Origin of the sequence: Chitinophaga sp. YIM B06452, assembly GCF_039655965.1 — a bacterium.
Classification (GTDB): Bacteria; Bacteroidota; Bacteroidia; order Chitinophagales; family Chitinophagaceae; genus Chitinophaga.
Genome location: NZ_JAWLKY010000003.1, coordinates 318,962 through 345,729, shown reverse-complemented (window position 1 = coordinate 345,729; position 26,768 = coordinate 318,962). Strand labels below are relative to the sequence as shown.

Sequence of the window (26,768 nt, the reverse complement as noted above, 5' to 3'; positions counted from 1 at the left end):
AAAATATAGCCCGCGTCAATAGGGGTTTTTGAAAACTTTTCTTACGAAGGCGACGCCCTGGCTGACGAATTTGCGGGCTGTCTGGAGTTTCATGCCGGTAATTTCTACGATTTCCTGATAACTTTTTCCATCCACATAGTACATTTTGAGCACCTGGCGGGTGGCTGGCGCCGAGATCTTTTCAATGGCGCGGTGCAGCTCTTCGACTAATTCACGGCTATTGGTTTCCGGTATATACTCCTGCGGTTCCACTTCTATGTATCTCCCATTTCGCCGGAGCGCGTTATTTCTCTTTTCATACTTATTAATGGCGGCATTCTTGACCATTGTGAAAAGCAAGTATGAAATTGGGGGCTCCGCCTTCAGCTTGCCCCGGCGTTCCCATAATTTGGCAAACACCTCCTGTACCGCGTCCTGAGCTTCTTCTTTGTTAGCGCCGCAGTACCGCAATGCGATCAGGAAGGCACTCCTACCGTATTTATGATAAAGTGCGTCAAAGGCACGCTCGCTTCCGCCAATCAACTGCTTGACTATCTCAATATCGTCATTCTCAATGTGCATACATGACAGGCAACTGGAATGTTACCGGAAAGAAAGGTGTTTGGTTAAGAACTGCGGTCTAAAAAGTGTTTAAAAAAAACGGCAGCATTTCAAAAAAAGTCCAATAAAATACACATTCATTGTTCTCGGTAAAAATAAGATTATTAAACCGATAATCAAAAATTCAGCGTATGGCAAAAATAGGATGAACTCCCCTCCAAAGCAGCCGCGCAAAGTTAATCAGATGTAAATATTTTTTCATGACTTTTTCGAGAACTTTTTTGAAAAAAAACGGGACATTTGGGGTATATCATGCATTTTGTCCTGTGTTATTATTAGATCAGATCTGAAAAGGGGAACGATAGTCATATAAGCATCCGGTCATGTAATGTTCAGGAATGAAAAATTCCTTCTCGTTGTTACTATTCTGTAGCAACCTATCATTTTTATAGCCCGCTGCCTGTCAGGCTATAATCACTGTCTTCCGTTCACGGGGGATAAACATGGAGAACAACATCTTTCATAAAAAACCTACCACTCATGGGACAATCATGGACCATCTGCCTGCGCAGCATCATGCTACTGTGCGCCTTTCACCTATCCCTACACCTGCCAGCATTTTCTACCCATTCGGAAAACGACCAGGGCAAAGTAAAAGTCACTTTAGTCGCCGACAACATGCCAATAAAACAAGCTCTGCGGCGGCTTGAAAAACAATCGGGACTAACCTTCTTTTTTTCCTCTTACGAAGTAAAGATGCCCCCCTTCATTACGGTCAGGGCCATTGACAAAAGCCTGGATGAAGTACTGGGGATGATCTTTAAAGGCGCCGGGCTTGAATGGGAATACCGTGAGGATATTGTCACGATCCGAAAAAAAAAGGTCGGGGCCCCTACCTCTTCTGCCAATGGGCCTGATTCAACTATCACTTCTGTCCAGGTAACGGGCAAAGTAACGGATGCTGACGGCAAACCTATTCCTGGCGCAACGATCATCGTGAAGGGCACTACTGACGGGACTACAGCAGATGAAAATGGTACATTCTCCCTCCAGAACGTACCGACCAATAAAAAGTTGCTTATCCGCTCCCTCGGGTTTCAGGAAATGGAAGTCCCCGTAAGAGGTGGCACCAAATCCATCCTGGTTAAATTAATGATCGACATCAATAGACTAGACGAATTCGCTGTGCTTTCCACCGGCTATGAAACCCTCCCGCGTGAACGTGTCACTGGCTCCTTCAGTCAACCTATTAAGGAAGTCTACGACGCCCGTGTCTCCACCGACGTTCTCACGAAACTCAACGGGATCACCCCTGGTTTACTGTTTAACAATAATACCTCGCTGACAAGTAATGGAAAGCTCGACTTGTCGATCCGCGGCCGCTCCACGATCTTCGCCAATGACCAGCCGCTGGTAGTGGTGGATAACTTCCCTTACGACGGCGACATCTCCAACATCAATCCTAATGATGTCGAGAATGTGACCGTATTAAAAGACGCCGCTGCCGCGTCTATTTGGGGCGTTCGTGCGGGCAACGGCGTGATCGTTATCACGACCAAAAAAGGCAACCTGAACCAGCCGCTTCGTGTTTCCTTCAACTCCAACGTTACCATTGGAGAGAAACCGGACCTTTTCTACGATCCCAATTTCATGTCGGCTTCAGACATGATCGGGGTAGAGCAACAGCTGTTCGCACAAGGTTTCTACGACAACAATATCAATACCGAATATATGCCTATCAGCCCTGTGGTGAATATTCTCAACAAAGAAAGAAGTGGGGTTATCTCACCGGCAGAAGCGCAAACTAAAATAGCTTCCCTTAAAAACGCCGATATCCGCAATGATCTAAAAAAATACTTTTATCGGAAATCCGTCAACCAACAATACGCCCTTAACTTCAATGGCGGCAATGCACAAAATGCCTACTATGCTTCCATCGGTTATGATAAAAATGCAAGTAACCTGGTGAACAACGACTATGACCGAATTACCTTAAACATTGTCAACACTTTCACACCCATTAAAAAGCTAAGCCTAACGGGAAACATCAACTACATCCAGAACAAGACAGAAAACGACAATACCCTTTCTGGCCTCACCAGCGGTTTCAATGGCACCATCTATCCCTATGCCACCGTGGCTGACAATGCGGGAAACGCGCTTCCCATTGTCAAGGGATATTCTCCCGTCTTCGCAGAAACAGCCACCCAAAAAGGATATCTAAACTGGCAATACTTTCCATTAACGGAACTGCGTAATCAATGGAACAATGACAATACAGCAACGGTTAACGACCTACGAGCGTTTGCCGGGCTGAAGTATGATATCCTTCCGGGTATCAGCGCAGAGGTAAAGTATCAATACCAAAAGGCGACAACCCAGCTCACTTCGATATTCCCCGAAGAAAGCTTTTACACCCGGGATCTAATTAACCGATATTCCATCGTAGATCCTGACGGCAATGTGGTTGGCTATAACATACCCAAAGGCGCCATCTATGGAAAGACTATCTCCGATCTAACGTCCGAAAACTTTCGAGCTCATCTTACGGCCAACAAAGGATGGGGCAAACACTACCTGGCCTCCATTGCTGGTTTCGAGGTACGGAGCACCGAAACAGAATCAACTAATTCCGGGATGTACGGTTTTAATAAAGAGATTGGAGCATTTACCTCAGTCGCTTATGCTACCTACTACCCCCTCAATCCCGATGGGAACTACGGTCAAATCCCAGATCCAAATAGATACGGAAAAACGATAGACCGATTCCGTTCCTATTTTGGAAATGCGGCATATACGTATGCCGATAAATACACTCTATCTGCGAGCGCAAGAATAGACGGTTCAAACTATTTCGGTGTAAAAACGAATCAAAAAAATGTACCTCTTTGGTCCGTTGGTGGCAAATGGGACATAGACAAGGAGAGTTTCTATAAAATTAACTGGCTACCTTATTTAAAATTTAGAGCGACATACGGTTACAATGGAAATCTTGACAGAAGCATTACTGGTATAACAACATTTCGATACACAGGCATTCCTTCGAGGTATACTAATGCAGTAAACGCAGTGATATCCAATATCGGAAACGCAGATCTTAGGTGGGAAAAAATTAAAATATACAACATCGGTGTCGATTTCGGAATAAAAAATGAGATTTTAACGGGAAGTATTGAATTTTTCCACAAAAGTGGAATCGACTTAATCGGCGACGCGGTTATGCCTCCCAGTAGCGGAGTTACTACAATGAGAGGAAATTATGCTAAAATCAAGGGAAGCGGATTTGACCTGAAATTAAATACCAAAAACGTAGACCAGGAAATTAGATGGACGACTACTTTTTTACTAAGCGGTGCCTACGACAAAGTTATAGATTATACGGGAGAGGTAACTCCAAATTCTCTTCTAAGTAATGATAATAATATATACCCATGGAACGATAAGCCTGTGTATGGGGTATATAGCCTTAAATGGGCTGGCCTTGATCCTAATAACGGCGATCCTCAGGGCTTTGACACTAAAGGTACAGTAAGTAAGGACTATTCAAGCTTGCTTCAACCGGATTCAATTAATGGCTTAAACTATCATGGACCTGGCAGGCCAACTATTTATGGTGGAATTAGCAATTCCGTCACTTACAAGGGCTTTTCCTTATTGATAAATATTTCCTATAAAATGGGGTATTACTTTAGGCGAAATGGCATCCAATTCAACAAATTATTTAATTACTATTTAGGACATAAGGAATTTTCTAATAGATGGCAAAAACCAGGGGACGAAACCCATACTAACGTTCCCTCATTAACATACCCAGGCGACCAGAACCGAGATGAATTCTACAGATTTTCTGAGGCTTTAGTTTCAAAAGGGGATCATGTCCGACTTCAAGATATTAGTATTGGCTACACATTGGATAAATCAAAATGGAAGAGATTGCCCTTTCAAAGTGTACAGTTTTATATCTATGCTAACAATATAGGCATTCTTTGGAAAGCCAATAGTTCAGATATCGATCCTGATTATCCAGTTGGAGGGGTTCCTCCTCCTAAAACATTTGCGTTTGGCTTTAAACTAAATATGTAGTCTATATCCACAAATCCTAAAACGTAAATTATTGATAAATGCCTTAAATCAGATGAAAAGATGAAAAGTTATAGAATTTATACATTAGTATGTATAGTTTCAATGTTAGGTATTGTAGCTTGTAGCAATTGGTTAGATGAAAAGCCAGATATCTCGTTAGTTGTTCCTAAAAATATCGAGGATTATCAAGCGATACTTGACAACTCAAATAGCATATTCAATGTAAATCAACCTGCTCTAGGAGAAATTGCCTCTGATAATTTCTTCGTATCTAACTCAACATGGCAAAGTTGGCCAACAGTTACAGAAAGAAATACATACAAATGGGCAGACGACCCTTATGAGGGTACATTCTCTCATGATTGGAGATTCGCATTTGAAAGAATATTAACAGCAAATATAGTTCTTGAGGGAATTGAAAAAATATATCCTGGAGAATCCGATGAGATGAAATTGGCTAACTGGAAAAAGGTGAAAGGTAGCGCACTATTCTTCCGCGCCTTCGACTTTTATAATCTCACTCAGATCTTTTGCAAACCATATGATCCACTGAGTGCAAAGATGGACCTTGGCCTGCCTCTTCGCCTAAGCTCAAGTGTGAACGAAAAATCTGTACGAGCTAGTTTGCAGGAAACTTACGATCAAATATTCAACGATCTTCAGTTGGCAGTGAGTTTACTACCTAACATTTCCAACAATCCAACTACACCCTCTAAGCCATCAGCCTACGCTCTTTTGAGTCGAATCTACTTGTCAATTGAGAATTATAATCAAGCGCTACTAAATGCTGATCTTTGCCTGCAGTTAAAAAATGAACTTGTTGACTACAATACATTAGATGGGGCAAATATTTTTCCGATACCTATATTCTTTGGTGAGGATATATTTCACTCTGATCTAGCACCTTATGCGGCGCTTAATTTGATTAGCGGATGCATAATTGACACTAGCTTATATAACACCTATAGCGAAAATGACCTGAGAAGAACAATTTTCTATCGCGAATTCTCTGATGACCTACGTTTCTGGGGAAGCTACAGCACACCAACTGATGTATATGGAGGCTTAGCAACAGATGAAATTTATCTTATTAGGGCTGAATGCTATGCGAGAAAAAACATAACTACTCAGGCCCTTAACGACCTTAATACATTACTGTCAAAAAGATTCAAATCAGGTACATTTACTCCTCTAAAAGCAACTACTGCAGATGAGGTTCTAAGGTTGATCCTAACCGAAAGGCGTAAAGAACTGGTATTTCGCGGTGTACGGTGGACAGATCTTCGCAGATTAAATAAAGATAGTCGTTTTGCAATCACTCTAAAAAGAACTGTTAACGGACAAGTCTTTACGCTGCCTCCTAATGATGCTCGATATACATTTCCTATACCGCCAGACGAAATTAGAACTAGCGGGATAGAGCAAAATCCAAGATAATTCAATAAAGAAAATTAGTTCGAAATGTCACAAATAAAATTAAGATTGTCACTGTCAATTCTTCATTTGTTACTGGTTATCAATTCATACTCAAATGAAAGAAAATTCAGTTCAAACCTATTGAACAATAAAGGAAAATTAAAAATATCCGGTTATATTGCAGATAAAAATGCACCAAATGAACTAACTCTTTTTATTTGGTCAGATGTCTACGTTAAAGAAAAACGAATGTATTTGCCCCATAGGACACAGAAATGCCTAGTAGTCGATGGGAAATTTAAAGCGGAAATTGATTCTATCTCAGTAAACTCAATTCTATCAATTGGATGGCCAAATAGCAATGGTGAACTTGTCGAAGCCATTAACACCGAAATTGCTGAAAATGGTGATAGCATCTATATTAAATTAGCCAACTATAAAAATGATCGATTGAGTACAACGTTCAAGGGTCGCGGAGCTGAAAAATACGAATGCGAATACAAAATGAAGGAAATTTGGGATAAGTTATACAACGGCTGGATTAATGATAGCCTTAAAATTCCTCCTACAGATCCCGCGAAATATGATGAATCATTGAGGGCATTATATAATAGGGAAAGTGTTTGGCATTATTGTCTTCAAGGTCAGTTAAATATACTCAATCAATTTGAAAATAAAATGGAGCAAGAAGACTATAATACATTAAAGACAATAGTGGTATTAAACTGCGAATATTTTAAATTAAAGCAACTAAATCAAATACTTGAGTATTTTCACACTACCAGAGGGCCTGACAAGTGTCAAGAAATTGATAAAATATCGAAGAAAATACTTCTTCAAACAGATTTCAGTGCAGGCGACTTCGAAAACAGACAAGACTACACAAAGTGTCTGTTAGAAAGATGTAAAGTGGAAAAAATCTTACTAAATAAACCGAGTGTGCATGAGGTAATAAAGTTACAGTATTCAAACGAACTTAGGGATAGATTACTTTTCGAGAATATATTCATCAATGGATGGGTGTGGGACTCAAAGATTAGGGATACTATTGAACGAGAATCCTATAAGATCGTCACATATGAGAAATACCGAGAATTAATAAAGAACGAAATGGATAATCACAAAATAGGCGCAGTTGTGTATGACTTTTCGCTACCTGATAGTTCCGGAAATATTGTTAGGCTAAGTAATTTTAAAGGCAAAATCGTTTTCATGGATTTTTGGTTCGTTGGGTGTAGTGGCTGCGCAAATTACTACAACAATGTAGTATCAAAAGTGGAAGAAATGCTGAAAGACCAAAAGGATGTTGTTTTCATTACAATTTGCATTGACAGCAAAAGAAGCGTTTGGATGAAAGGACTGAAGTTGGGTAAGTACACTTCGGATAAAGCGACCAATCTTTACACACCTTTAGGTATAAATGATCCATTGATAACTCAACTTTCAATTGCTAGTTATCCGCATCCAATTCTAATTGACAGAGATGGAAGAATCATTAGCAACTCACAAAAAGAACTCCAAGCAAATGGTGCTCAAGGATTGCTTGAAAAGATCAAATTGGCACTTAAGAAGGAGTAAATCCTTATATACCCATCATTAAATTCAACCTACAAAAAAAACAATCTAAACATAAGTTTGGAGATGAATGTATGTTCATGTCTGTGTTTTTAGCATAGTGCAGAAGGGAGCGCCACCGAAATCAGGTACTGCATCTTAAATTAGGCGTATGACACAAGCACCTGAAAAATTCGGCTCCAGCATTTGCACTCTCATTTTATATCTATTTACAGGTCACTGTTCAATTTAACTACATTTCTCTTTTACACGATAGTGTAATGATGTGCAAGTTCGTAAGGTTGAATGTTAAAAAACGAATATGTACATTCTCCTACCCATGGTGGAGTAGTAGTTAGACAGTTACATATCTGGCTCAATAAAAAGGGGGACTTCCCCCCTTTTTTATAGCAACTTAGAATTCAGTCAATCAACTTAGAGGCCATTCCACTGCCTATTGGTTACAACTGAATTTGTAACGTAGGTAGCCGTACTGGATGGTATTGCATCAGTAGTTGGTACTGTAAGTTGAGAATAAATCACACTACAAGAAGTCGAGGTGGAAAGCTGACAGCCACCAGAGGGGCGGTATTGCCATGCTGACTTAGTGAGTGGATTGGGATTTCCAGCCTGTGTCTTGTTAAAGAAAGTGTAGTTTGCAAACTTAGCTGAAGGAGTGAATGCGCTTGAAAAAGCACCAATAGCAGCCAAAACAGCTCCTAAAGCGGCAACGGGAAATTTGATTCTTTTCATAATTATTCGTCACTTTTTAGAGTAAAAGCAACAAAACTTAAGATGAAAAATAATGCCTACTCTTTTTTGCAGGTTTTCGGCTATCCCTGTTATGGCCATAAAAAGATTGTTCCATGAAAATATTCTCACAAATATCAATTTCCATTCCATTGAGCCCCCCATAATACAGCACTTACAAATGTTGCGGTACTTGTTGGGTTACTATCGGTTGCTGGCACCGTAATCTGGCTGTATATTACCGCGCAGCAGGTATTTGAGCTGGCCGTGATACAACCACCTGATGGCCTGTATTGCCATTTTGACTTGTCAAACGGGCTAGGACAACCAGTCTGTGCTTTGTTGAAAAATGTATAGTTTGCGAAAATTCTACTTGGCGTCAGCGAGGACAACAATATGTGAGCGCCCATGAACGTAAACGCCAATACTGATATATTAATTTTCCTTCTTTTCATTTGATGTGGTTTTTTTGTATATATTCTATGAAATTCAATACAGCCTATATAAACTACCCAGGTTGAATTTTGCTGTCAAGAGGAAATTTGTTCCCTGGTTTTCTCTTCAGCAAAAACAGTCCGGTGATAGAAAGCAATAGAAAAAAGACATTTAAGATGAGGTGCTGCGACCAGCTTAGGTGCTTTATCACACCGCCACAAGAGCACGGAATCTTTCCAAAAGCATTCATAAGGACTGTCGCTGTATAAATCGTGAATGCCCCCATCAATAATGCTGATCCCCACAGGCCGTATATCCTTGCTCTCGACCAAAGTAATGCAGCAGCAATCAATAGCTCTCCCCCTGGCACTACCCATAATAAAATACTGGATATCCATTTAGGAAAAGGCTGATTGTACATATCAATTTTGAATTGCTTGACATCCGCAACTTTACTCAAAGCAGCATACACAAAAAGCATGACCAGGAGTGCTGAAATTCCTTCAATGAAATTTTTTTTCATATTAATTACATTTAATTTTTCAGTAAGGGGAAACCAACTTGTTCCGGATAACAATATCTCAGCAAAAAATGAAGTATTCCAGAGGTTCCGAACATCAGGTCCGCGGTCGGGAAGACATTGTTCTCAGTTAGCCAAAAAGCAATATTCTGGGATGGTTCTTTTCTTATTGCCATCAAATAATCTATGATCCATCCTGATCGTTCTTTCCATTCCCCACCTGCCAGAATCTTTTCAGCCTGAAGGTAAACTTCACCCAAACCACTCAACCCGTGGCACTGGCCCAAACTTTGACTGGTAAAATGCAATGGCGTTTGTTGCAATAGTTCAACAGCAGCAGTTTTTAACTCTGGAGCCTTTAAGTACTCAAAAGCGGATAAATACAGTAATGCCATCCCAGAAGTCCCATTGCACCACCACGGACTCTGATAAACACTTTGAATGTCAGGAATCCGCGTGTAATTTTTTCGCTCAGTGGATAGTCGGCTCGTTATATATTGAAGCCCTTTTGTGCATGTTTTCATGATATCATCACCGCCGAACTTTTTATGATACTCCAGTAAAAAATAGGTGATGCCGGCAGCACCATACCCAAAATCGAGCAATTTTTCCTGCACGCCTTTCGAATAATCCTGCAGTACCCATGAACCATCCGCCTCCTGGGAAACAACCAGCTTTTCCGCGAGCTGGCTTAGCACTACCAATAACTCAGGGTCATTCGTGTATTGAACCCATTGTAACAAAGCCATACCCCTACCCGCTTCACCAAAGATCATACACAGATCCTTAGGCCCGACAAATAAGCATTTTCTAATAAAGTCAATAATCTCTCGGCTTGGCTCCACTAGCTTATGCTTTAATGCGGTACATAAGGCCATCGCAATGCCGCATGATCCAAAATGCAGGCCCGGTGGTAGGGTTGACAAACTGCGCTGAATATCCCACACCAGGAATTTCAATGAGGCATCAACCATTGGTTGCGTTTCACCAATATCCAATCCACAAGATTTGAGTTGCGCCAGCAGGTATAATACCCCCGTTACGCCTTTTGCAAGTCCTGGAAAGGTTCCAGTATTAGCCTCCGCGCTAAGCTGCATGGTACCTATTCCTTTGTATTCCGATAACCAAAGGTTACCTTTCGCCAGATAGTGGGAGGCCAAGGCATGAATTCCTTTTTTTAATATGTCACTTACTTCTTCATGCTGGGTATCCCTCTGCACAGGGCTATTCTGACTTTTCATCGATTTTGCGATATTCCCGACCCTCTCCAGCACTACATCCACGCCAGGTCTCTTTTCCGGCTCCACGGCGATACATTCCATAATAAGATCCGCGATATCCCTATTCCGGGTAAGCAATTCAATCACCTCATGATTCCGCTGGGATCCTGGTTCAATCAGGTACCCTGGTTCCTGACCGGTGAATATAAATGTCATTAACGCTCCCAAGGAGTAAATATCGGCCGACCGCTCAGGTTGTTGCAGGGCGATTTGCTCAGGTGCAGCAACCCCCGGTGTCCCCCAGGTAAAGGCTGGGGAAGGGAAATGATCATTAAGTGAATATGCCAGCTCTACGTCAATAAAGGCGGCCTTCCCTTCTGGTGATATGATAAAATTGGATGGAGCTACATCCCGGTGGACAAAACCATTTGCATGAAAGTATGCAACGCCTTTTACAATCTGTAACAGCAAGTCCATTAAATGGGCCTGGTGCTCAAGTGCAAGGTCAAACCAAGGTTGATTTCGATGAATTCCAACGACCTCATAAAACAGTGATTTACCGGGCAAATAGTCCATGACCAGGAATCCGTCGTCATTTTCCTCGAAATATGCATACATTTTAGGCATCGGCACTCCGTCTCCCAATCTCTTGTACAGCTCAAACTGCCATTTCAGCCGATCCCGCATATCTCTGCCCTGCCGATCATCAATAATATTGGCCCGTCCTTGCTTAATTACACATTCTTTTCTTGCTAAACCTTTAAAAAAGTAACCCTCGATCAAGTTCCCTTTTATGCTGCTACTGATTAACCGGCGTGGGTAATATTTCCCGTTAAAGGTTCTTTTTTGAGATCCGGCAGGGTCCTCTTTAATCAATTTCATAAAAGGATTATCAGGTATCCTGATCTGGCTGCCATCCTTGGCATTGTTTTCCTTCTTTACCGTTTTATCTAAAAAAGATATATATAAATTTTCACCAATACTAAAACTATCCGGAACACGCGGTCCCCTAAGGCCTTTTAGCGCCGGCAATAATTCCTGTACATGCCTCACCGCGCGCTCAGGATCACCTAAAAAAACGGTGACACCTTTTCCTATCTGCTCGTAGCCATAAAAACCAGCATTGTGGTACCCGAGGAACTGTTCATTTCTGGGAATTCTCATTTTATAGCCCCAGGAGGCAATGATTGGCAGAAGGGTATCCAGAAACCTTTCCATATGAATTTGAATCAGCGATACATGCAATTCCCATTTACCATTCCCGAAATCTTCGCCCCATAGATAATATGGCCCGGATTCAGCGAAGCGCAGTTCCAGTTTCCTTAAGTAAACTGCATAATCAATGATTGTATGGTTCGCAACGGCTAACATATGACCACTTTAAATTCTTGAATGTTGAAATGCCCTATTAAACAACTTCCGCTTCTAAATTCCGGATACTATTATCCCTGAAAACATCTCTGTCTATCAGGTATGATTCATCCGGCCTTTCAAAAACCTCTATCATTAATGCGGAAAGCATAAATAATAATATCAAAGGCATTACCTGGTACCGTAAAACAACTGGGGAAGCCAATATGCTGAAAAGACAGTTTAATAGCGCAAAAGCTCCTGCCAATACACAATACTTCTTAAAGGGATTATTCAATAGGCTACCTCGTCCGCTGACAAATAGCCAAATAAAACCACCAAGCAAGAAAAGATTGCACAAAAAGAATATTGTTGGCAGGAAGAATAAAACTGTTCCCTGCATTTGCTTTGAATAGGTTCTTGCAACCTCGCTTTTATACCTGAACCACTCCCGAGCAAGCGGTCCGACAACATTCTGCCCGGAGTTATACAGCTGCAATTTTTCCAAAGGAGGATACAAATAATTGACAGCGTTAGGCATTACATAATACCGTAGGAAAGCACCAGGATATTTTTTAATCAAAAAAGTCCCGTAGGCAGCATAAGTTGGCGATACGGCAGCCCAACCAGCCAGCTCATTCGGTGGCTGACGCCCTTCCCAAAACTGGAACACGTATTTTTTTAGCGGTAAGTAAGCCAGTTGTATATAGACCGATCCATCCACCGGCGCCAGGTCGGCTGTGCGGGCATCGATCGTATCGAAATAGGTTTTTACCCCCACGTGAAGCTGCTCACAGCCGGCTGGTACTTTATACTGCTCCTTTGGAAGGTGCGGAAACATATAGAGTGCATTATTGGCCAACTGCCAACCGCTGAAAGCAGAAAATTTCCTGATCCCAGATAATTCATAAGCCTTTTCCCGCGTATAGATCATAAAAAATGCGACCAACGCGAATGGGAACAGTATGCCGGCGACTTTTAAATACCACCTGGTCTTCGATAAAAGTAACGCAACTATGGCAACGAATGGGTAATATGCAGCATTGTAACGGATCGTAAAAGCGACTGCGATCAGAATCGCATTCATGAAGACCCCAAAAAGTGAGGGGCGATAGATGATCCAGACAAGCTGTGTAAACCAGGCTAAACTAACCGCCAAAAACAATGCGTCACTACTAACATAGTTACATAAATACAGAATCAACGGATTGAAAAACAAAAATATGAAAATGACTATGCTCGTCTTTCTACTCGGAGATAGAAAATACAGGGTACTCAAAAAGAAGTACAACATCGAAATTACCACCAACGCATATTGCAATGCCACCAAAGCCGTATCCGAAGGAGTGATTTCATGTATAAATTCCATAAATTTGGAATATCCAATTGGCCATACACTAACTTCTCTATGCAATGCAGCTGCACTAATATAGCTGTACGAATCAGAAAAAAAATCAGCATAAGGATAAAGTAGTTTAAAAAGAATAAACTGAACTACTGAACCTACTATCGCAATCAGTATGTAATGCTTGTAGATCTTTTGCCGCCACAAAATGGCGTAAAAATGATCATCTCCTTGTATTAGTTTATACCGTGGCATTGTTGGCTAAATTTTCTTTTGTACTTTTTATCTCCTTCGTAATTTCTTCCTGGTATTGCTGTTCAGTATTAATACTCCAGATATTCTCTTTGGTAATAATCCCAGCGCAGATGTTATCCACCGCTACCATAGCGGTAAGCATCGAATGATCCGTATTATTATACTTATGCATGCCGTTGCGGCCTATGAGAAATAAGTTTTCAAAGCCATCCACAAAGGCCTGTATCTTGTAAAATTGGTCGTAGGAGCCAAAATAAGCCGGATAGGTTTTCTCCATCCTCAATACCGTTGTATCCAACACATCTGTGCGACTGGCTAAACCAATTTTCTCCAGTTCCCGGATAGCTAGGTCTTTGATTACTTCATCCGGCTGATTCCAGAAATCATCGATTTTATTGCAGAAGAACTCCATGCCTACCCATGTCGTATTCGGATCTTTCACCATATATGGACTCCAATTATTAAAAAGTTGTAACCTTCCTACCTTCACATCCTTTTCCTGTATATAAATCCAGGTATCCTTTAGTGCCAAAGCCTTCCATTCTCCTGTCTTCTTATCCTGGAACGATAACTGTTGCAGCAGAATGCCAACTGTAATAAAATCCCGGTATTGGAGGCCTGCCGCCACTTCTTTCACATCCTCAGGTATGGGGCCGTTCAAGCCTCCAATCAGCTCCTGCACTGGCATTGTTGAAAAGAAATAATCGCCTTCCAGGTAACTGGTTTCACCGGTAATATTATTTACTGCAGCTACAGCAGCGACATACTGGGCACTATCAGAAGAATAAACCCTTTTCACTTCCTGATTCATCAGGATCTTCCCCCCCATGCTTTCCACCTGCCGGGCGACTTCCTCCCATAATTGCCCGGGTCCGTATTTGGGATAAAGAAATTGATCTATTAAACTCGTCTCAGTATCTTTTTGTGCAATTTCAATTTCTCCTACTTTCTGCTTCTTTTTCATAGCCGATTGTATGGCATGCTGAATGGCCTTGGTAACAGACACCCCTTTAATGCGTTGTGCGCCCCATTCCGCAGAAATCTTATCACAAGGAATGCCCCACACTTTCTCTGTATAATCCTTAAAGAACAGCTTGAATAACACATGCCCAAACCGATTGATCATAAAATCCTCTAAGTTTTTCTCCGGTCTACGCGGTAAAAGTTGAGCTTTCAGATAAGAGAACATAATAGTAATAGTCTTCAATAGGCCAAGTTTGGCGAGAGTGTCCAAGGATAGCTGAATGGGATATGAAAAGAATTTTCGCAAGAAATAAATCCTGGATAAACGTCTGCGCACGAGCATGACTTTCTCTGGCTCTACTCCTATCTTGTCATTTTCCCCGGTAGTTGATGTTCTAAAGTAACGAGACCTATTCTGGTAGCTGATATTGACAATAGTATTCCCTTCAGCTTGTATCGGCAAAATACTCATCCACCAATTCATCACTCGGTCAGATTTAGAAAAGAAACGGTGTCCACCGATGTCTATCCGGTTACCCTTATAGTTTACTGTTTTAGAGATTCCGCCGATGTCACCGGATTTTTCCAGGATAATGGGTTTAATATCTGTCCTTTTTAGTAATTCATAAGCTGCAGTAAGACCGGCAGGTCCAGCGCCTATTATTATCGCTTTCTTTACCATGATTCATACTTTTCCCGGCACGACCAAGCCCTGCTCCCATTTTCTAGGAAAGCCGATCGCGATAAAAAATGTAAAAACTAATTTAACAGCGTTCAGTGAAAAGCAGTAATTGTTGTATCAAAGCTGAGATATTCTCCACTTTTGTTTCATTTGCCGTGATGTATTAAAACTAGCCAGCTGTCAAGAGACTAAATATTTGTCCCGCCTGAAAAGGCAGAACGTTCGATACCTCAAAATAAAAGCTCTTTTTAACGAAAATTCAAGGAATGTTAATGCCAGCTCTTATTTTAGTGAAACAAATTTATTACTACATTAAAGTTCTTGCTTTAAGTCACCGAAGTTGAACAATGGCTGGCAGGATTTAAAGCATTGATAAATCCCCCGGCCTCAATCATATTTAACGTGGCATTTTTTTGCAACTTCAGTATTCCACTCAATCCTTTAATGATCTTTAAGCAATTAGTTTCATTTTTTATAACAGAAGCAATATTGCTGGGATTGAGCACATTGGAGCGCCTTACGGCATCATGAAACGAGAAAGGTTTGTTTCGTGCCATGGTTAAACTATTTTGTAAATATTCCGGTTTTGATGACTATTAACCCGCTCAACAAAGAAGAGCGACTATACAGGATTATTATCAGTTAATAGTTATTTTGAGTATAAACTTACATTGGCAACAGGGTAATTCAATAACAGGGTTTATCCAAACTATTTTTTTATTAATGTTGTGTCATGTCTACTATTGCTTTACGTCTATTCTTGGCTACTGTTCTGCATGTCAAATATCGGTACAAGCCATGTAACAAGAGTGATATTTCGTATAAATAATTATATTCAAATTGTCCCGTTTTCACTGAAGCTTAAATGCAGCAGGTGTAGTACCTGTTTTCTGCTTGAAAGCCCTAATAAAGCTACTGGTCTTATTAAACCCCACCATCATCGCTACCTGGCTCACCGCCTTATCTTCCTGCAACAGCAGCTTTGCTTTCTCAATACGCTGGCTGATGATGTATTCATGAACACTCTCACCATACATACGCTGAAATCCATCGTATAATCTTGTCCGGCTAATATGGAATTTCTCACACAAATGAGGCACTGTTATATCGATATCCAAGTGATTGCCGATATACACGGCCACTTCTTCGAACCGCTCCAGCTGCGACCTGCTGACAGCTTTTGTGGTCAAGGCGTAATCGTGGAGCAGATCAAAACAAAGCAACATCATTTCCTTAGCGGCAGACTCCTTCAGTATTCGCGCCTTCATGCCTTCCTGCTCGTTAGATAAAATCCTGTTCACCTGAAATGTGGCGCCTACCGGAATACCAACAGAAACGTCGGCAAACCGTGTTGGCACTTTTTCCATAATAGGTATTGGCCACCGTCCCTTAAATTTTTTCTCTGGGAATAAGGCGGCAACAATATCCTGTCTAATCTGCACCTGCAACATCCGGTAGCTTCCTTTTTCCCAAAGGCTATCGTGACTTCCGGCTGGCACCCGCAATAAGTGGAACCTTCCTACTTGAATAGGCAATCGCTGCGTGGCGTAAAACAACGTAGTCCTTCCTTCAAGTGTCAGGTTAAGGTAAAACGTATCAGATTCGACCTGTAAACGAAGCAGGTAGTCTCTTTCGAGATTAACTATATAGTACCAGACAATGATGATATCATATGCTATCACCTGACGTACGACTGTCCCAAATTCTCCCTGGATTGTCATTGGTGCAGCTTCCGATATACGACACTTTTCGTATTCTTGCAACAAAACAGGTACCGTCCTGACTTCAGTGTTATTAAAACCATTTATGGTACCTACCGGCCCAATTGGCAACAATGGTTCAATCGAGGGAATTTTCATATTGAAATGTTATAAAGATCAAACGATTCAAAGACACACTAGCCCAAAGCCACGGTTATCCAGATCCATCTTCCATCTCCATCCAGTACAGGATAATACGAGAAATCTACAATAACAAGGGCAGCGACGCGCTGATGCTTGCTACCAGAAATCTCCTGCCTGCTGTCACTTGCATATCTCAGCAGGCAACGCAAGCAGACCGGTTTTCCTGCCTGTCGCAGATTTGCCTATGCAGAATGACTTGATAGGTTTAGGCGAAGATCTCGATTATATCGCGCTGGCTTATGGCCAGCTCAAATGGGGTTGACTTCAATTCTAACTACTGGAGATGTTAACTTTTTAGGCGACTATCAATCTAATATCCTTCTATGGCCATCGCAAAACAACCCCTCTTTTATGCTAACGTTTAGCAAGATGCAATTTAACTAAATCTTAATAAATGAAACAGAATAGCTAAAATGGAAAAATTATTTTAATTATAAAAGGCATCATTTCAGAACCGGGGGTATTCAGGACAAAACAACGTTCTACTTCCACAAAACGATTTATGAAAGATACTACTTGGGCAGTCCGTCTCTCTTGGCCATACCTGGAATACTTTGCTAACCAATTCCAATAAAATATTCCTAAAATAACAAAGATCAAAATTCGCATTACTACTCCTCATCTGGATCGACAAACAATAATTTCGACAGCTCCTTATCTGCTTTGATCCGCTTTATTTCCGCATCTATGATATTGTAAACATCATTTTTGATCTGGATATAGTTATTCTGAACGGCGATTGAGGAAACGTCCCTAACTTTGGGTAAAGGTTTGTAAGCCGCTTCTTCTGCATTAATGCCACTTTCGTTCAACAAAATTTTGCAATGAAAATTCTTTAATTTTATTGGCTCATGTGGATTGTCGGCGACTGTGCCCACAAATTCGCCGGAGCTTAAGGTGGCAATGCGGCTGGCAGGAACAGCAGAATCCAGCTGCGTACTTCGACTGACGCTCGTGTCCTGCCGGTTGATGGATACACTTTCCCTTTCCTGCACGATACGGCCAAAGCGTTCACTAATTAGTTTCGCCGTTTCACCCGACGTTTGCCCGCATAAAAAATTGGCGCAAAGATTTATGATCACATCTGCCTGCTCCCGTCCATATTCCATGCGTATCTGATCGAGTCCTTGCACTGCTATTAATGTGCTTAACAGATTTCCACGCCCCGTACCCAGGACTGTTTGTAATGGAGCGTATAAAGTAGGGTACTCATCGAATAAAAGAGAACATTTCTGTTTTCCTTTCTGGTTGACGAGTTTCAGGAGTCGAGTAGTATACAGGGAAAGCACGGCCCCATAGGTCAGTATTTTTAAGGGATTGTTACCGGCGCACAGTATTTTGGGCTCCGCTGGATTGTTAATATCAAGGGTAAAATCGTTACCGTTGAGCACCCAATACAGTTGCGGGGAAGCCAGGCGCGCCATCGCAATTTTTGCGCTTGCAATCTGGCCCTCTAATTGCTCGAGCGCACGGTTGAGATAGGCGGAAATAAAAACATTCACATATGGACCACATTCAGGCTCTGTCGATAAAATCGGAAAGAGGTCGTTGTAGTCACTCTGCATAAACTCTATCAGGTGTGGAAGCGTGCAGTATTTTCCGTCCTTATAACGGCGTAAAAACCACAACACTGCCGTTACAAAATTGATGGCACTTTCCGTAAAAAATTCCCCGGATTTTTTTATCCACTCTTTATTTAAAGCCAGCAAGATAGTACGGGCCGCCTCTGAGGCATCGGTAATATCATACATGCCGGAGGGCTCTAACGGATTACAACGGTGCGTGTACTCCAGCTGTTCAAAGTTAATGTAGTAGAATTTTGGTGGTATTTTATAGCTCTCCCGGTGTTTGAGGTAAGAATTGTAAGCGATATTAGTGAGGTCAGGAAACTTGAAATCGAAGCAGAACATTGTGAACTGCTTGCTGATATGTTGGCGTATATATTCGTTTACAACGTACCGGCTTTTACCTGCCCCTCCCGAGCCAGCTACCAACGTCCCCCTGAAGGGGTTGACTATATTAATCCACATCCGGCGCCGCTTTCCTCGAAGGTTATACTCCCCCGGAAGGTTAACAGAAAACTCGTTTTCGATCAATTCTTCCTGCTGTGGAAAGGTTTCATTGAGTTCATTAAAGGGATCTTTAAGCATTTTGAGCTTCAACAACCGTGATAGCCTGGCGCCCCCGGTCAGGAACAATACAAAACCTAATGCAGTGGTTACGATATAAATGATAGCGGTGTCTGTAACGGGCAGGGGTATATAAAAAAAAAGAATACTGCCAAAATAAAACAGCAAACCAATAGACATGAATGCAGCAATCCATCCGGCCTGCAGCTTTTCATTCTTCTTTCCTTTTGAGCCGAGCAGAGAGAGGATGAGCAGCGCCAATGCAAGGAACTTGGCATAATGGGGATCATCATAAAAACCGGTTCTGCCAAGACCCAGCAATATCTTCTTTATAATTTCAACTGTGAATCCCCATTCTTCAAATGCACGGTAACAGAAAACATAAGCATGTAAACCTAAAACTATGATACTGGCCTTCCGCAAAAAATCAAGCGCCGCCCGAAGTGCTTGTTCATTTTCTCCTGTTGACATACCATCACAATTTTCAATTTCATAAAAACAAGGAACCATTAAAGGCGTTTCCTCTTTCTTTTCTTTCGTTTGGCTTCCTGCATAAGCTCGCGGGAGACGTGTTCATAAGGCTCTTCTGAGTATGCGAAAAAAGCGTCAAGAGCAGCTTTAATTATTGCCTCCACCCTTTCTGGCGGCGGAAAATAATCCTGTCCATCATCGACGAAGGCCCGTTCCGGATATAGCTGCTGGAACCCTTTTAGGATGCCCTCGCTATTCCGCTCATGCAATCCGCTGGCCCGGAAATATTTTTCTGTTTCATTATCACAACGCCAAAAATGAGTTGGATGGCTCTTGATATGGCCCATCTTATATTGCATCTGGCCATCTGTCCCCATCTCGGCGATTACCCCTATCCCCTTCATGGCAAGTGTTTTTAGCACATTCTTGAAGCCACTTTTAAAATTGATTACCCGCAAGATAGCCTGGGACTTCGTACGATTGTAACAGAAGGATGGATGATTATCTGACATAGATAGCTGACCTAAAATTCCCGAAGCGCTATAGGATTTACCGAGTTCACGACCGTTAAATACAGCCAGACTGACGTTATCCACGAAGGTCATACCATATACGAAACCATCTTCATTCTGTCGCAAGATCACCTTTATGTGTTCATCGGCCATTTTCGACAAGAAAGTCTCTATATCTGGCTTTTCTTGAAGTATATCCCTGACAATCCATCGGATCCGGCCCTTTAAATCATTCCTGGATGATTTATTCAGCACGAACAATTGCTCGAGATGGTGCAATGTCGGCTTCCCGAAAATCGAAGATGCTTTTATAGGAACGCCTTTTTTCTTCCCTTCAGGGGTCATTAAAGAATACTGCAACCCTTTTTTTTCAAACATCTTGCTGCCCACCGCCCCCCGGTCAGCCACGACATTAAATTGATTTAAAACCGCGTTCAATTCCGGTAGGCTGGTAAAATTATAATGCTTCACGACCGCCCGAACCACCTTTGAAATTGCCGACTTCGTTGGTAATTCCCCGTAACGGACCTTATCCAGGTCAACGGGATGTAGGATCATGGAAAACACTTCATCCTTCTTTTCCGCTTGTACCAATCCATACTTTCTTTCCAAGTACCGTGTGGCAGGTTTTGAAATATCCCGTCCAATAAACTGTGTTTTCTTTCTTATCCCATCTGATTGAATGAGGCTGGCCACGACATGAACATGGGGATGTCCCGCATCAAAATGTCGGTAAACCAGGTAAGGCTGCTCAGCATACCCAATCAATTCCATGTACTCCTTCACGATTAGCAGCAGGTTTTCGTTTTCTATTTTTTCGGATGGGTGAAAGTTGAGGCTGATATGCAGGATACTTTTTTGGGCTGTCGGGTGTAGGGCAGCCCGCAGCCGCAAACGCATAATCTTCTCCCTTTCACCCAACAGGGCTGCATCATTCGGAAACAAATGTGCGTACAGACAAACTGCATTCCCCTGACTGCATTTATTCTCATTATAATAAAATGCATTCCGCAGCTCAGCGGGGCCAATCACTGCAACCATATTTGAGCAAATTCATCGATTCGCCGCTGAATTCCTGTCACTTTGTCCAACAGCTCTTTTTGAAATTCTTCCGCCACCTGTAACCAGGTGCCGAACTTCTCCACTTGGGCTACGCTATGTAATTTCCGCACAACCTGGTTGAAATTATTACCAACCGCATTCAGCTCCACCCGTAAAACGATCATTTGTTCCATAAATTCATCCATGGACTGACTTCGGTATCTGACTACCACGGGTTTCTCGAAAACCAATAAACGGATATATTCACTCATATGATGGTACGGCGTGGCTTCAAACCTTTTATTCAGCTCAGCGAGCTCCTGGTCATTAATCCTTAGAGAAATCCACCGGTTACGTTTTCCTGCACCTTTCATACCTACCTCCCATTTTTACAAGGTTCACACTGACAGAAAATACCGAGTTCCGAGGTGTTTGCTTAAAATCCGGTACCGACTTCGGAGGTGCCGGCAAGGTCCGGTGTGACACACCGGGACACCTTGCCGGGCATGCCAAGTGGTGCCCGGAAGATCCATTTAAGTCGCCCTCCAGAATAAATTTACCTTGTTGATCGTTCATATCGACTCCAAACTGCCATCTTGGCAGTGCCCCGCCCCTGCATTAGGTTCCGGGGAGGTTGAAAATGGCGGGATTCTTCATACCATACCGACGAATGTTCGATTTTGAAAGTGTGGCCATGGCAATGATATAGTCCAGCACCTCCACGATCTCCTCCTCAGTAAAACTATAAGAGTTCGATACCGGGCTAATATCACTATCGTACGCACTGTCCGGATCAAAAAAAAGCAGTCGTGGGGAGTAACCCTCGCCGATTTCCAGGGTAGGCCCGATAGCGATCGTCTCCCCCATGAGCTTTATTTGCTTACCAGTTTGCAGCACTAGGGTGTTGTTTTTTAGAATAGCCATAATTATCAAGATGTTTAATGACTCAAAAAAAGCAGAGTTTTCCAGGTCATACCCATGAAGATGAAGGAGGACATATTGTTAAAAAGATGAATCCTATCGCCGACGCCTACCTTTCCTATCTCTCGATCCAACCGGGAAGGCACCTTTAATTTTTAAGATTCGCTTGAATGACGCTACCGCCTCATGCTGTACCGTTTTCATTTCCGACGTCACCTCACCATCAATTTTCAACTTCGGCACAGTAGCAGATAAGAGCAATATTCCTAAATTCGAGCGAAAATTGCTCTCAATAAAAGACTGGACAGACGCTCCTGGAACTATTTCCTGAAGTCGATCATCGAAATAGACCAGCTGCTCTTTATCCGAATTATATCCAGCAAAAAAACGTTGATTGATCGTCATCTGCTTGAAAGGATCCATAATTAAATTGATCTTTAAAGACCCTTCTTCATAAAACGCTGTTTTAAGCGGAAGCCCAGTATTGTATTCAGGATATCCTTCGCTATTCAGGCGAAGTGTTTGGTCTCTAAATTGCCCTACAAGAATGAGGTCGTAACTGATCCTTGAAGTCCTGGCCGGAAGCCGGCGAGCCAACTCCCCGAACGTCTCTTCAGCAGTTCCGAATCCAGAAAAAGTCTGCAGGATGCCATGCGAATGGCCAACCTCGTAAATCAAGCCCTTATATTCATGTGCATGACAAACTATATGAAACTGTTCCATCCGTTCAACCGGTGTAAACGTAATCGGCTTCATCACTGGCACTATGCAACCGTGTGCCAACTCAGTAGCGGTAAAAGGATGTAAATGCTCCGAAAAGGCCACCACTCCATTTTCCCGTGCCATCGCTTCCACCTGCTCGGGTAATGTTAGCATAGGCAGAACTAGTCCTTGAGCAACCTGAAATTCCTTGATTAAATTATCTATGGAATAAAAGAAATAACTCCCATTCTCCACCACCTCTCCTGATTCAGTCGTAGAATAAATAAGCGCATCGCATAATTCCGACGCCTCCAATGCTGATTCAACACATTGAAGGGAAAAATATTCACGCGGCAGTTCAAACCCTTTGAATACCGCCCACTTTTTACCGGACAGTATTTCGGATTCCAAAAACTTGATCATTTCTGAATACATGGAATCATGATTTATCATCCTTAATATTCTTTAAAAACTTAACCAATATATTAACCATATCTGTATCAAATAAAATAATATTTCTCTTCCCAAATTAGACCCCCCTAGTGCATCGCTTACTAAACATTTCAAAGCACTCCCTTCACGCTCCTGAAAAACAAAATCGAATACTTTTACTTTTGTGCTTCAGTTTATAATCATTATGACAACATTCATGACTTTCCATGTTATTCGCTTTCATCAAATAACTTAGATTCTTCACCCGGGATGAATAACAACTCCAAGTCACTTTGTAAAGAAGAATCTCTAATTTTATCCAAACAGAGGACTCGAAATCGTTTCTCAAATAGGCGGGCCAGGCGCGTATGCTCCTCCAAGGTTGCCAACCAAATTTGAGCGGGCCCACTAACCTCCTCAAAAGGAATTCCCGATCCTGGAGCTACCACCAGGGACAGTTCCTTTAAAATATGATCTACATTAGCAGTCCACTGTGACACCTTTCCAACAATGAACTTCATCTCTGCTTCGCTAAACAAACCGGAAATTCTAAATGTGAATAAGGTACGCATACATATTTCAGTAATTTCAACCGTGCATCTTGTAATGCAGATCACAACATCCACTGACTTCATACTACACATATTTCAGTTCTCTATGATGCACAAATAAACCACATTGAATATACTCATTGCCTACAAGTTTCTCCACCAGATAACTCACATCATCATTCATTTTACCAAATTCTGAAGCAGCAAATTCATGCAAATAATTACTACTACTTAAACACATCAGCAAATCATCCGCCATTCTATTCATGATCCCAATACAATTACACTCCCAAAACTACGGACGACTACCACCCTTCTTTTTTCGGAGATTTGCCTTTGTAGTCCCTCCTTTCTTATTTACTCTCGACACATCCTGCACATACAATCGGGCAATATCAACCGCAGTCAACAATTCAGATATCCTTATACCATACAATGGTATGATCTTTCCATTGGGGCTCAACCGGTGCATAATAAACTCCATCAACCGCCCACTATCTCCATTCATGGCATGATTGATATAGTAACATTGTCCGTCTTTCTCAATCAATTGAATCAACTGAGGTGGAGATGTTTTGGCAAAATAACCATCCTCCAACCTGGTAAACTGATGATGAAGTAAATACTCGCTAAAGGAAATCCTCCTTTCCAGCCGCCGTGCAGCTTCTGCAAGACGATGCAAATCCTCCGCACCTAAGGCAACCAATACTTCCATAATTCCACAATTATCGACAAAAAAAGCACAACGAGAAACTCCGACAATTCGAAATATTTCCAACAGTTAGACCACCTGATCATAAGGTCGGAGTATCCAACTCATCCTTTCGTTCATTGCTAAATCATGTGCAAAACTGAAAAAAAACAAAAGAGAGAGTTCACTAATTATCCTAGTAGGGAACAAACGAACGTATTCTTATAACACTCAACGTAGGCGGCTCCGATATAATTCAGATTGAGCCACTGCACGAAAAATAGAAAAATGCCTAAAATATCTAACCTTCGCTGACCATACCGAAAAGAGTTTACATCGCCTATCGAGAATGGAACTTGCCAATCGTTCTAATGCTAGTTCTCTTTCCTGAAACCGCATTCCTAATTTCTGTCCGAGCCTGATAGAGGGAATTTCTTACATATTGGTAACTAATACCTAAGTCCCTGGCTATAGATTTAGCCGTCTGTCTCTGAACATAGTACAGTCGGAATATCCTTCTTTTGGCAGGAGAAAGCGTTTTTATTGCCTCCACGATTACACCGATTGGTGGATAATTATCCTCGCCTTCTATAAACTGGTGTTCAGTAGGTGTGGTTGAAAAATTCAATATCGCCTGTCGATGGCGCTGCTGATCACGCAGAAACCGACCGGCTGCATGCATAGTAGACATAATCAAGTAGGCTTTTACATTACGAATTTCCGAAAGGGTTTGTCGATGGAGCCAGATCCATTCAAAGATGTCCTGGGTAATATCCTGGGCGGCGTCAGAGGCTTTTACTTCCCGCAATGCTATCGAATAAACTAATCTTTGATGCGTCCTAAATACTACATCAAACGCGTGGTGATCACCTTTCCTTAACAATTCTATCAAAGTCTCATCATTCATTCTACACTACTTTCAATCTCCCCGGAAAAGACAAATGATATAAAAATAAAATCAACTCCAGTCTCAGTAATAATAAATTGCCTTCATCGCGGCAGCTGAACGCCAATGCTTAATATGCAATCCAGGTGAAACCCTAATACATTGAACCTTATATCACATTTTCCAACACGTTGATTATTTGAATCTTACTTTTCTAACATCTCCAAAAGTCGAACGTAACTTTCGATGAGCAGCGGTGATGTGTTGATGAACAGTCGTAAAAGACAACTGTAAAGAATTGGCTATATCAGCAACTGCCATCTTTTCTACCACTTGCATTTTCAAAATGGTCCGCATTTTCTTTGGAAGTTTATCTATAGCGTCTAACAAAACCAAATCAGGTGCTGCTTCTCGATTAATACTTTTCCTCTTTGCATGCATAATTTTCGTGGTTGTCCCTTGACCGTATGTCTGCATCCCAATGATGTAGGATTTAAGCAATCGTTTGCCGTTGACTATTTGGTTCTTGATGGTCTGTACAGAAATATTAAGTTCGAATGCGATCTGGTTTGCAGTAAACTGGTGCACGAGAAATAATTCACAAACCTGTCGCATTTTTATGGGAAGAGAACTAAAAGCAGCAGTCAATATTGCCCCCAACTCTTTATTTTCATATGGTTCCTGGGTATCATAGAGTTGTTGCATCACGAAATTCATATCTTTGTATTCCCGCCGTGTACCCTGCTTACGTAGCAAATCAATACATCTACGATTCAGGATAATCATTAAATAACCCATTGTCGGCACAGTAGGAATTTTAACCCTGTCCATCCATAGGTTACTGAAAACGTCCTGGACAATATCCTCCGCTTCAACCGGATCACCAAGTTTCTTACGTGCCACTGCCATTAGTTTATCATAACAGCGTCCATACAATTCACCAAAGGCATCTCTATTTCCGCCCCTTACTAAACTCAATAAATGACCAATGCTGCGCATATGCTGTAGATGTTCCTTTGGAATATTGTATTTGAAGAGGGCAGTAACTGATGTCATCAGACTTCCATTTCACCGCCAGATTAAATAGACATTAACCGACATTCGCAGATAGTCACCTATAAATTCTCGACCCGTCTTCCCAACACAAAACGGAGTTGAAGTTCATTCGAAAGCGGCTCGCATCTTCACTACTTTTCATTTGAGGATAATCAATAAACACGTCAGCACCGCAGTTTATTTACTGTTCCAACAAAACAGAGCCACCTACTCTCTACAGCCTATTCATTAAAACCAATTGCAACCAATTGAGTCCGCCGTATAATACTGACCGACCAGAATAATGGGGAATAGCGCATTTACTATGTATTACCCAATTAATCCAAAAGTAACACAGTGAATTAAAGACAACATATCGG

Annotated in this window: 21 protein-coding genes; 3 read left to right on the top strand and 18 right to left on the bottom strand. The window is 41.7% G+C overall.

Annotated elements, in window-relative coordinates; all coding sequences use genetic code 11:
- Positions 1-15 precede the first annotated feature (15 nt).
- Positions 16-561 (bottom strand): sigma-70 family RNA polymerase sigma factor, encoded by a 546-nt coding sequence (locus R3I13_RS18195; protein ID WP_346319385.1) that lies wholly within the window; start codon positions 559-561, stop codon positions 16-18.
- A 519-nt stretch (positions 562-1,080) separates the two neighbouring features.
- Here R3I13_RS18195 and R3I13_RS18190 point away from each other — a divergent pair.
- From R3I13_RS18190 to R3I13_RS18180, 3 genes are read left to right on the top strand one after another with little or no spacing between them, the layout of a single operon-like run.
- Positions 1,081-4,623, top strand: a complete 3,543-nt coding sequence (locus R3I13_RS18190) for a SusC/RagA family TonB-linked outer membrane protein (protein WP_346319384.1) — start codon at positions 1,081-1,083, stop codon at positions 4,621-4,623.
- Between the two features lie 60 nt (positions 4,624-4,683).
- Complete coding sequence (locus R3I13_RS18185; protein ID WP_346319383.1) at positions 4,684-6,060, top strand: RagB/SusD family nutrient uptake outer membrane protein; 1,377 nt, start codon at positions 4,684-4,686, stop codon at positions 6,058-6,060.
- Between the two features lie 24 nt (positions 6,061-6,084).
- Positions 6,085-7,617, top strand: a complete 1,533-nt coding sequence (locus R3I13_RS18180) for a TlpA disulfide reductase family protein (RefSeq protein ID WP_346319382.1) — start codon at positions 6,085-6,087, stop codon at positions 7,615-7,617.
- Positions 7,618-8,028: 411 nt separating this feature from the next.
- Here R3I13_RS18180 and R3I13_RS18175 read toward each other — a convergent pair whose 3' ends face one another.
- From R3I13_RS18175 to R3I13_RS18095, 17 genes are all read right to left on the bottom strand, one after another.
- On the bottom strand, positions 8,029-8,346 hold the full coding sequence (locus R3I13_RS18175) for a hypothetical protein (protein WP_346319381.1): 318 nt from the start codon (positions 8,344-8,346) through the stop codon (positions 8,029-8,031).
- Positions 8,347-8,851: 505 nt separating this feature from the next.
- Positions 8,852-9,301, bottom strand: a complete 450-nt coding sequence (locus R3I13_RS18170; RefSeq protein ID WP_346319380.1) for a MauE/DoxX family redox-associated membrane protein — start codon at positions 9,299-9,301, stop codon at positions 8,852-8,854.
- 11 nt (positions 9,302-9,312) lie between these two features.
- Positions 9,313-11,889 carry a lanthionine synthetase LanC family protein gene (locus R3I13_RS18165; RefSeq protein WP_346319379.1) on the bottom strand — a complete coding sequence of 859 codons (2,577 nt, stop codon included), beginning with the start codon at positions 11,887-11,889 and terminating at the stop codon, positions 9,313-9,315.
- 37 nt (positions 11,890-11,926) lie between these two features.
- On the bottom strand, positions 11,927-13,468 hold the full coding sequence (locus R3I13_RS18160) for a hypothetical protein (RefSeq protein ID WP_346319378.1): 1,542 nt from the start codon (positions 13,466-13,468) through the stop codon (positions 11,927-11,929).
- Positions 13,455-15,113, bottom strand: coding sequence for an NAD(P)/FAD-dependent oxidoreductase (locus R3I13_RS18155; RefSeq protein WP_346319377.1), 1,659 nt, complete (start codon positions 15,111-15,113; stop codon positions 13,455-13,457). Before R3I13_RS18155 ends, R3I13_RS18160 begins: the two co-directional genes overlap by 14 nt.
- Positions 15,114-15,439: 326 nt before the next feature.
- Positions 15,440-15,670 carry a hypothetical protein gene (locus R3I13_RS18150; protein ID WP_346319376.1) on the bottom strand — a complete coding sequence of 77 codons (231 nt, stop codon included), beginning with the start codon at positions 15,668-15,670 and terminating at the stop codon, positions 15,440-15,442.
- 294 nt (positions 15,671-15,964) lie between these two features.
- Positions 15,965-16,972, bottom strand: coding sequence for an AraC family transcriptional regulator (locus R3I13_RS18145; RefSeq protein ID WP_346319375.1), 1,008 nt, complete (start codon positions 16,970-16,972; stop codon positions 15,965-15,967).
- A gap of 656 nt (positions 16,973-17,628) precedes the next feature.
- Positions 17,629-19,617, bottom strand: coding sequence for a conjugal transfer protein MobC (gene mobC, locus R3I13_RS18140; protein WP_346319374.1), 1,989 nt, complete (start codon positions 19,615-19,617; stop codon positions 17,629-17,631).
- Positions 19,618-19,655: 38 nt separating this feature from the next.
- On the bottom strand, positions 19,656-21,170 hold the full coding sequence (locus tag R3I13_RS18135) for a relaxase/mobilization nuclease domain-containing protein (protein WP_346319373.1): 1,515 nt from the start codon (positions 21,168-21,170) through the stop codon (positions 19,656-19,658).
- Positions 21,158-21,544, bottom strand: coding sequence for a plasmid mobilization relaxosome protein MobC (locus R3I13_RS18130; protein WP_346319372.1), 387 nt, complete (start codon positions 21,542-21,544; stop codon positions 21,158-21,160). The genes R3I13_RS18135 and R3I13_RS18130 overlap by 13 nt, the downstream gene beginning before the upstream one ends.
- Positions 21,545-21,788: 244 nt before the next feature.
- On the bottom strand, positions 21,789-22,094 hold the full coding sequence (locus R3I13_RS18125) for a hypothetical protein (RefSeq protein WP_346319371.1): 306 nt from the start codon (positions 22,092-22,094) through the stop codon (positions 21,789-21,791).
- A 93-nt stretch (positions 22,095-22,187) separates the two neighbouring features.
- Positions 22,188-23,228: a hypothetical protein gene (locus R3I13_RS18120; RefSeq protein WP_346319370.1), complete on the bottom strand. Its 1,041-nt coding sequence runs from the start codon at positions 23,226-23,228 to the stop codon at positions 22,188-22,190.
- Between the two features lie 227 nt (positions 23,229-23,455).
- Positions 23,456-23,860 (bottom strand): hypothetical protein, encoded by a 405-nt coding sequence (locus tag R3I13_RS18115; protein ID WP_346319369.1) that lies wholly within the window; start codon positions 23,858-23,860, stop codon positions 23,456-23,458.
- Between the two features lies 1 nt (position 23,861).
- The gene (locus R3I13_RS18110; protein ID WP_346319368.1) at positions 23,862-24,044 is read right to left on the bottom strand and encodes a hypothetical protein; all 183 of its coding nucleotides are present in this window, start codon (positions 24,042-24,044) and stop codon (positions 23,862-23,864) included.
- A 27-nt stretch (positions 24,045-24,071) separates the two neighbouring features.
- A complete protein-coding gene (locus R3I13_RS18105; RefSeq protein ID WP_346319367.1) occupies positions 24,072-24,491 on the bottom strand; it encodes a hypothetical protein in 420 nt (139 codons plus the stop codon).
- A gap of 316 nt (positions 24,492-24,807) precedes the next feature.
- Positions 24,808-25,374 (bottom strand): sigma-70 family RNA polymerase sigma factor, encoded by a 567-nt coding sequence (locus R3I13_RS18100; protein WP_346319366.1) that lies wholly within the window; start codon positions 25,372-25,374, stop codon positions 24,808-24,810.
- Between the two features lie 174 nt (positions 25,375-25,548).
- Positions 25,549-26,409: a sigma-70 family RNA polymerase sigma factor gene (locus tag R3I13_RS18095; RefSeq protein WP_346319365.1), complete on the bottom strand. Its 861-nt coding sequence runs from the start codon at positions 26,407-26,409 to the stop codon at positions 25,549-25,551.
- Between the last annotated feature and the right edge of the window lie 359 nt (positions 26,410-26,768).

Coding starts and splice junctions, on each gene's coding strand:
- R3I13_RS18195 (WP_346319385.1), bottom strand. CDS start 561: ATGCACATTGAGAATGACGATATTGAGATAGTCAAGCAGTTGATTGGC.
- R3I13_RS18190 (WP_346319384.1), top strand. CDS start 1,081: ATGGGACAATCATGGACCATCTGCCTGCGCAGCATCATGCTACTGTGC.
- R3I13_RS18185 (WP_346319383.1), top strand. CDS start 4,684: ATGAAAAGTTATAGAATTTATACATTAGTATGTATAGTTTCAATGTTA.
- R3I13_RS18180 (WP_346319382.1), top strand. CDS start 6,085: ATGTCACAAATAAAATTAAGATTGTCACTGTCAATTCTTCATTTGTTA.
- R3I13_RS18175 (WP_346319381.1), bottom strand. CDS start 8,346: ATGAAAAGAATCAAATTTCCCGTTGCCGCTTTAGGAGCTGTTTTGGCT.
- R3I13_RS18170 (WP_346319380.1), bottom strand. CDS start 9,301: ATGAAAAAAAATTTCATTGAAGGAATTTCAGCACTCCTGGTCATGCTT.
- R3I13_RS18165 (WP_346319379.1), bottom strand. CDS start 11,889: ATGTTAGCCGTTGCGAACCATACAATCATTGATTATGCAGTTTACTTA.
- R3I13_RS18160 (WP_346319378.1), bottom strand. CDS start 13,468: ATGCCACGGTATAAACTAATACAAGGAGATGATCATTTTTACGCCATT.
- R3I13_RS18155 (WP_346319377.1), bottom strand. CDS start 15,113: ATGGTAAAGAAAGCGATAATAATAGGCGCTGGACCTGCCGGTCTTACT.
- R3I13_RS18150 (WP_346319376.1), bottom strand. CDS start 15,670: ATGGCACGAAACAAACCTTTCTCGTTTCATGATGCCGTAAGGCGCTCC.
- R3I13_RS18145 (WP_346319375.1), bottom strand. CDS start 16,972: ATGAAAATTCCCTCGATTGAACCATTGTTGCCAATTGGGCCGGTAGGT.
- mobC (WP_346319374.1), bottom strand. CDS start 19,617: ATGTCAACAGGAGAAAATGAACAAGCACTTCGGGCGGCGCTTGATTTT.
- R3I13_RS18135 (WP_346319373.1), bottom strand. CDS start 21,170: ATGGTTGCAGTGATTGGCCCCGCTGAGCTGCGGAATGCATTTTATTAT.
- R3I13_RS18130 (WP_346319372.1), bottom strand. CDS start 21,544: ATGAAAGGTGCAGGAAAACGTAACCGGTGGATTTCTCTAAGGATTAAT.
- R3I13_RS18125 (WP_346319371.1), bottom strand. CDS start 22,094: ATGGCTATTCTAAAAAACAACACCCTAGTGCTGCAAACTGGTAAGCAA.
- R3I13_RS18120 (WP_346319370.1), bottom strand. CDS start 23,228: ATGTATTCAGAAATGATCAAGTTTTTGGAATCCGAAATACTGTCCGGT.
- R3I13_RS18115 (WP_346319369.1), bottom strand. CDS start 23,860: ATGAAGTCAGTGGATGTTGTGATCTGCATTACAAGATGCACGGTTGAA.
- R3I13_RS18110 (WP_346319368.1), bottom strand. CDS start 24,044: ATGAATAGAATGGCGGATGATTTGCTGATGTGTTTAAGTAGTAGTAAT.
- R3I13_RS18105 (WP_346319367.1), bottom strand. CDS start 24,491: ATGGAAGTATTGGTTGCCTTAGGTGCGGAGGATTTGCATCGTCTTGCA.
- R3I13_RS18100 (WP_346319366.1), bottom strand. CDS start 25,374: ATGAATGATGAGACTTTGATAGAATTGTTAAGGAAAGGTGATCACCAC.
- R3I13_RS18095 (WP_346319365.1), bottom strand. CDS start 26,409: ATGACATCAGTTACTGCCCTCTTCAAATACAATATTCCAAAGGAACAT.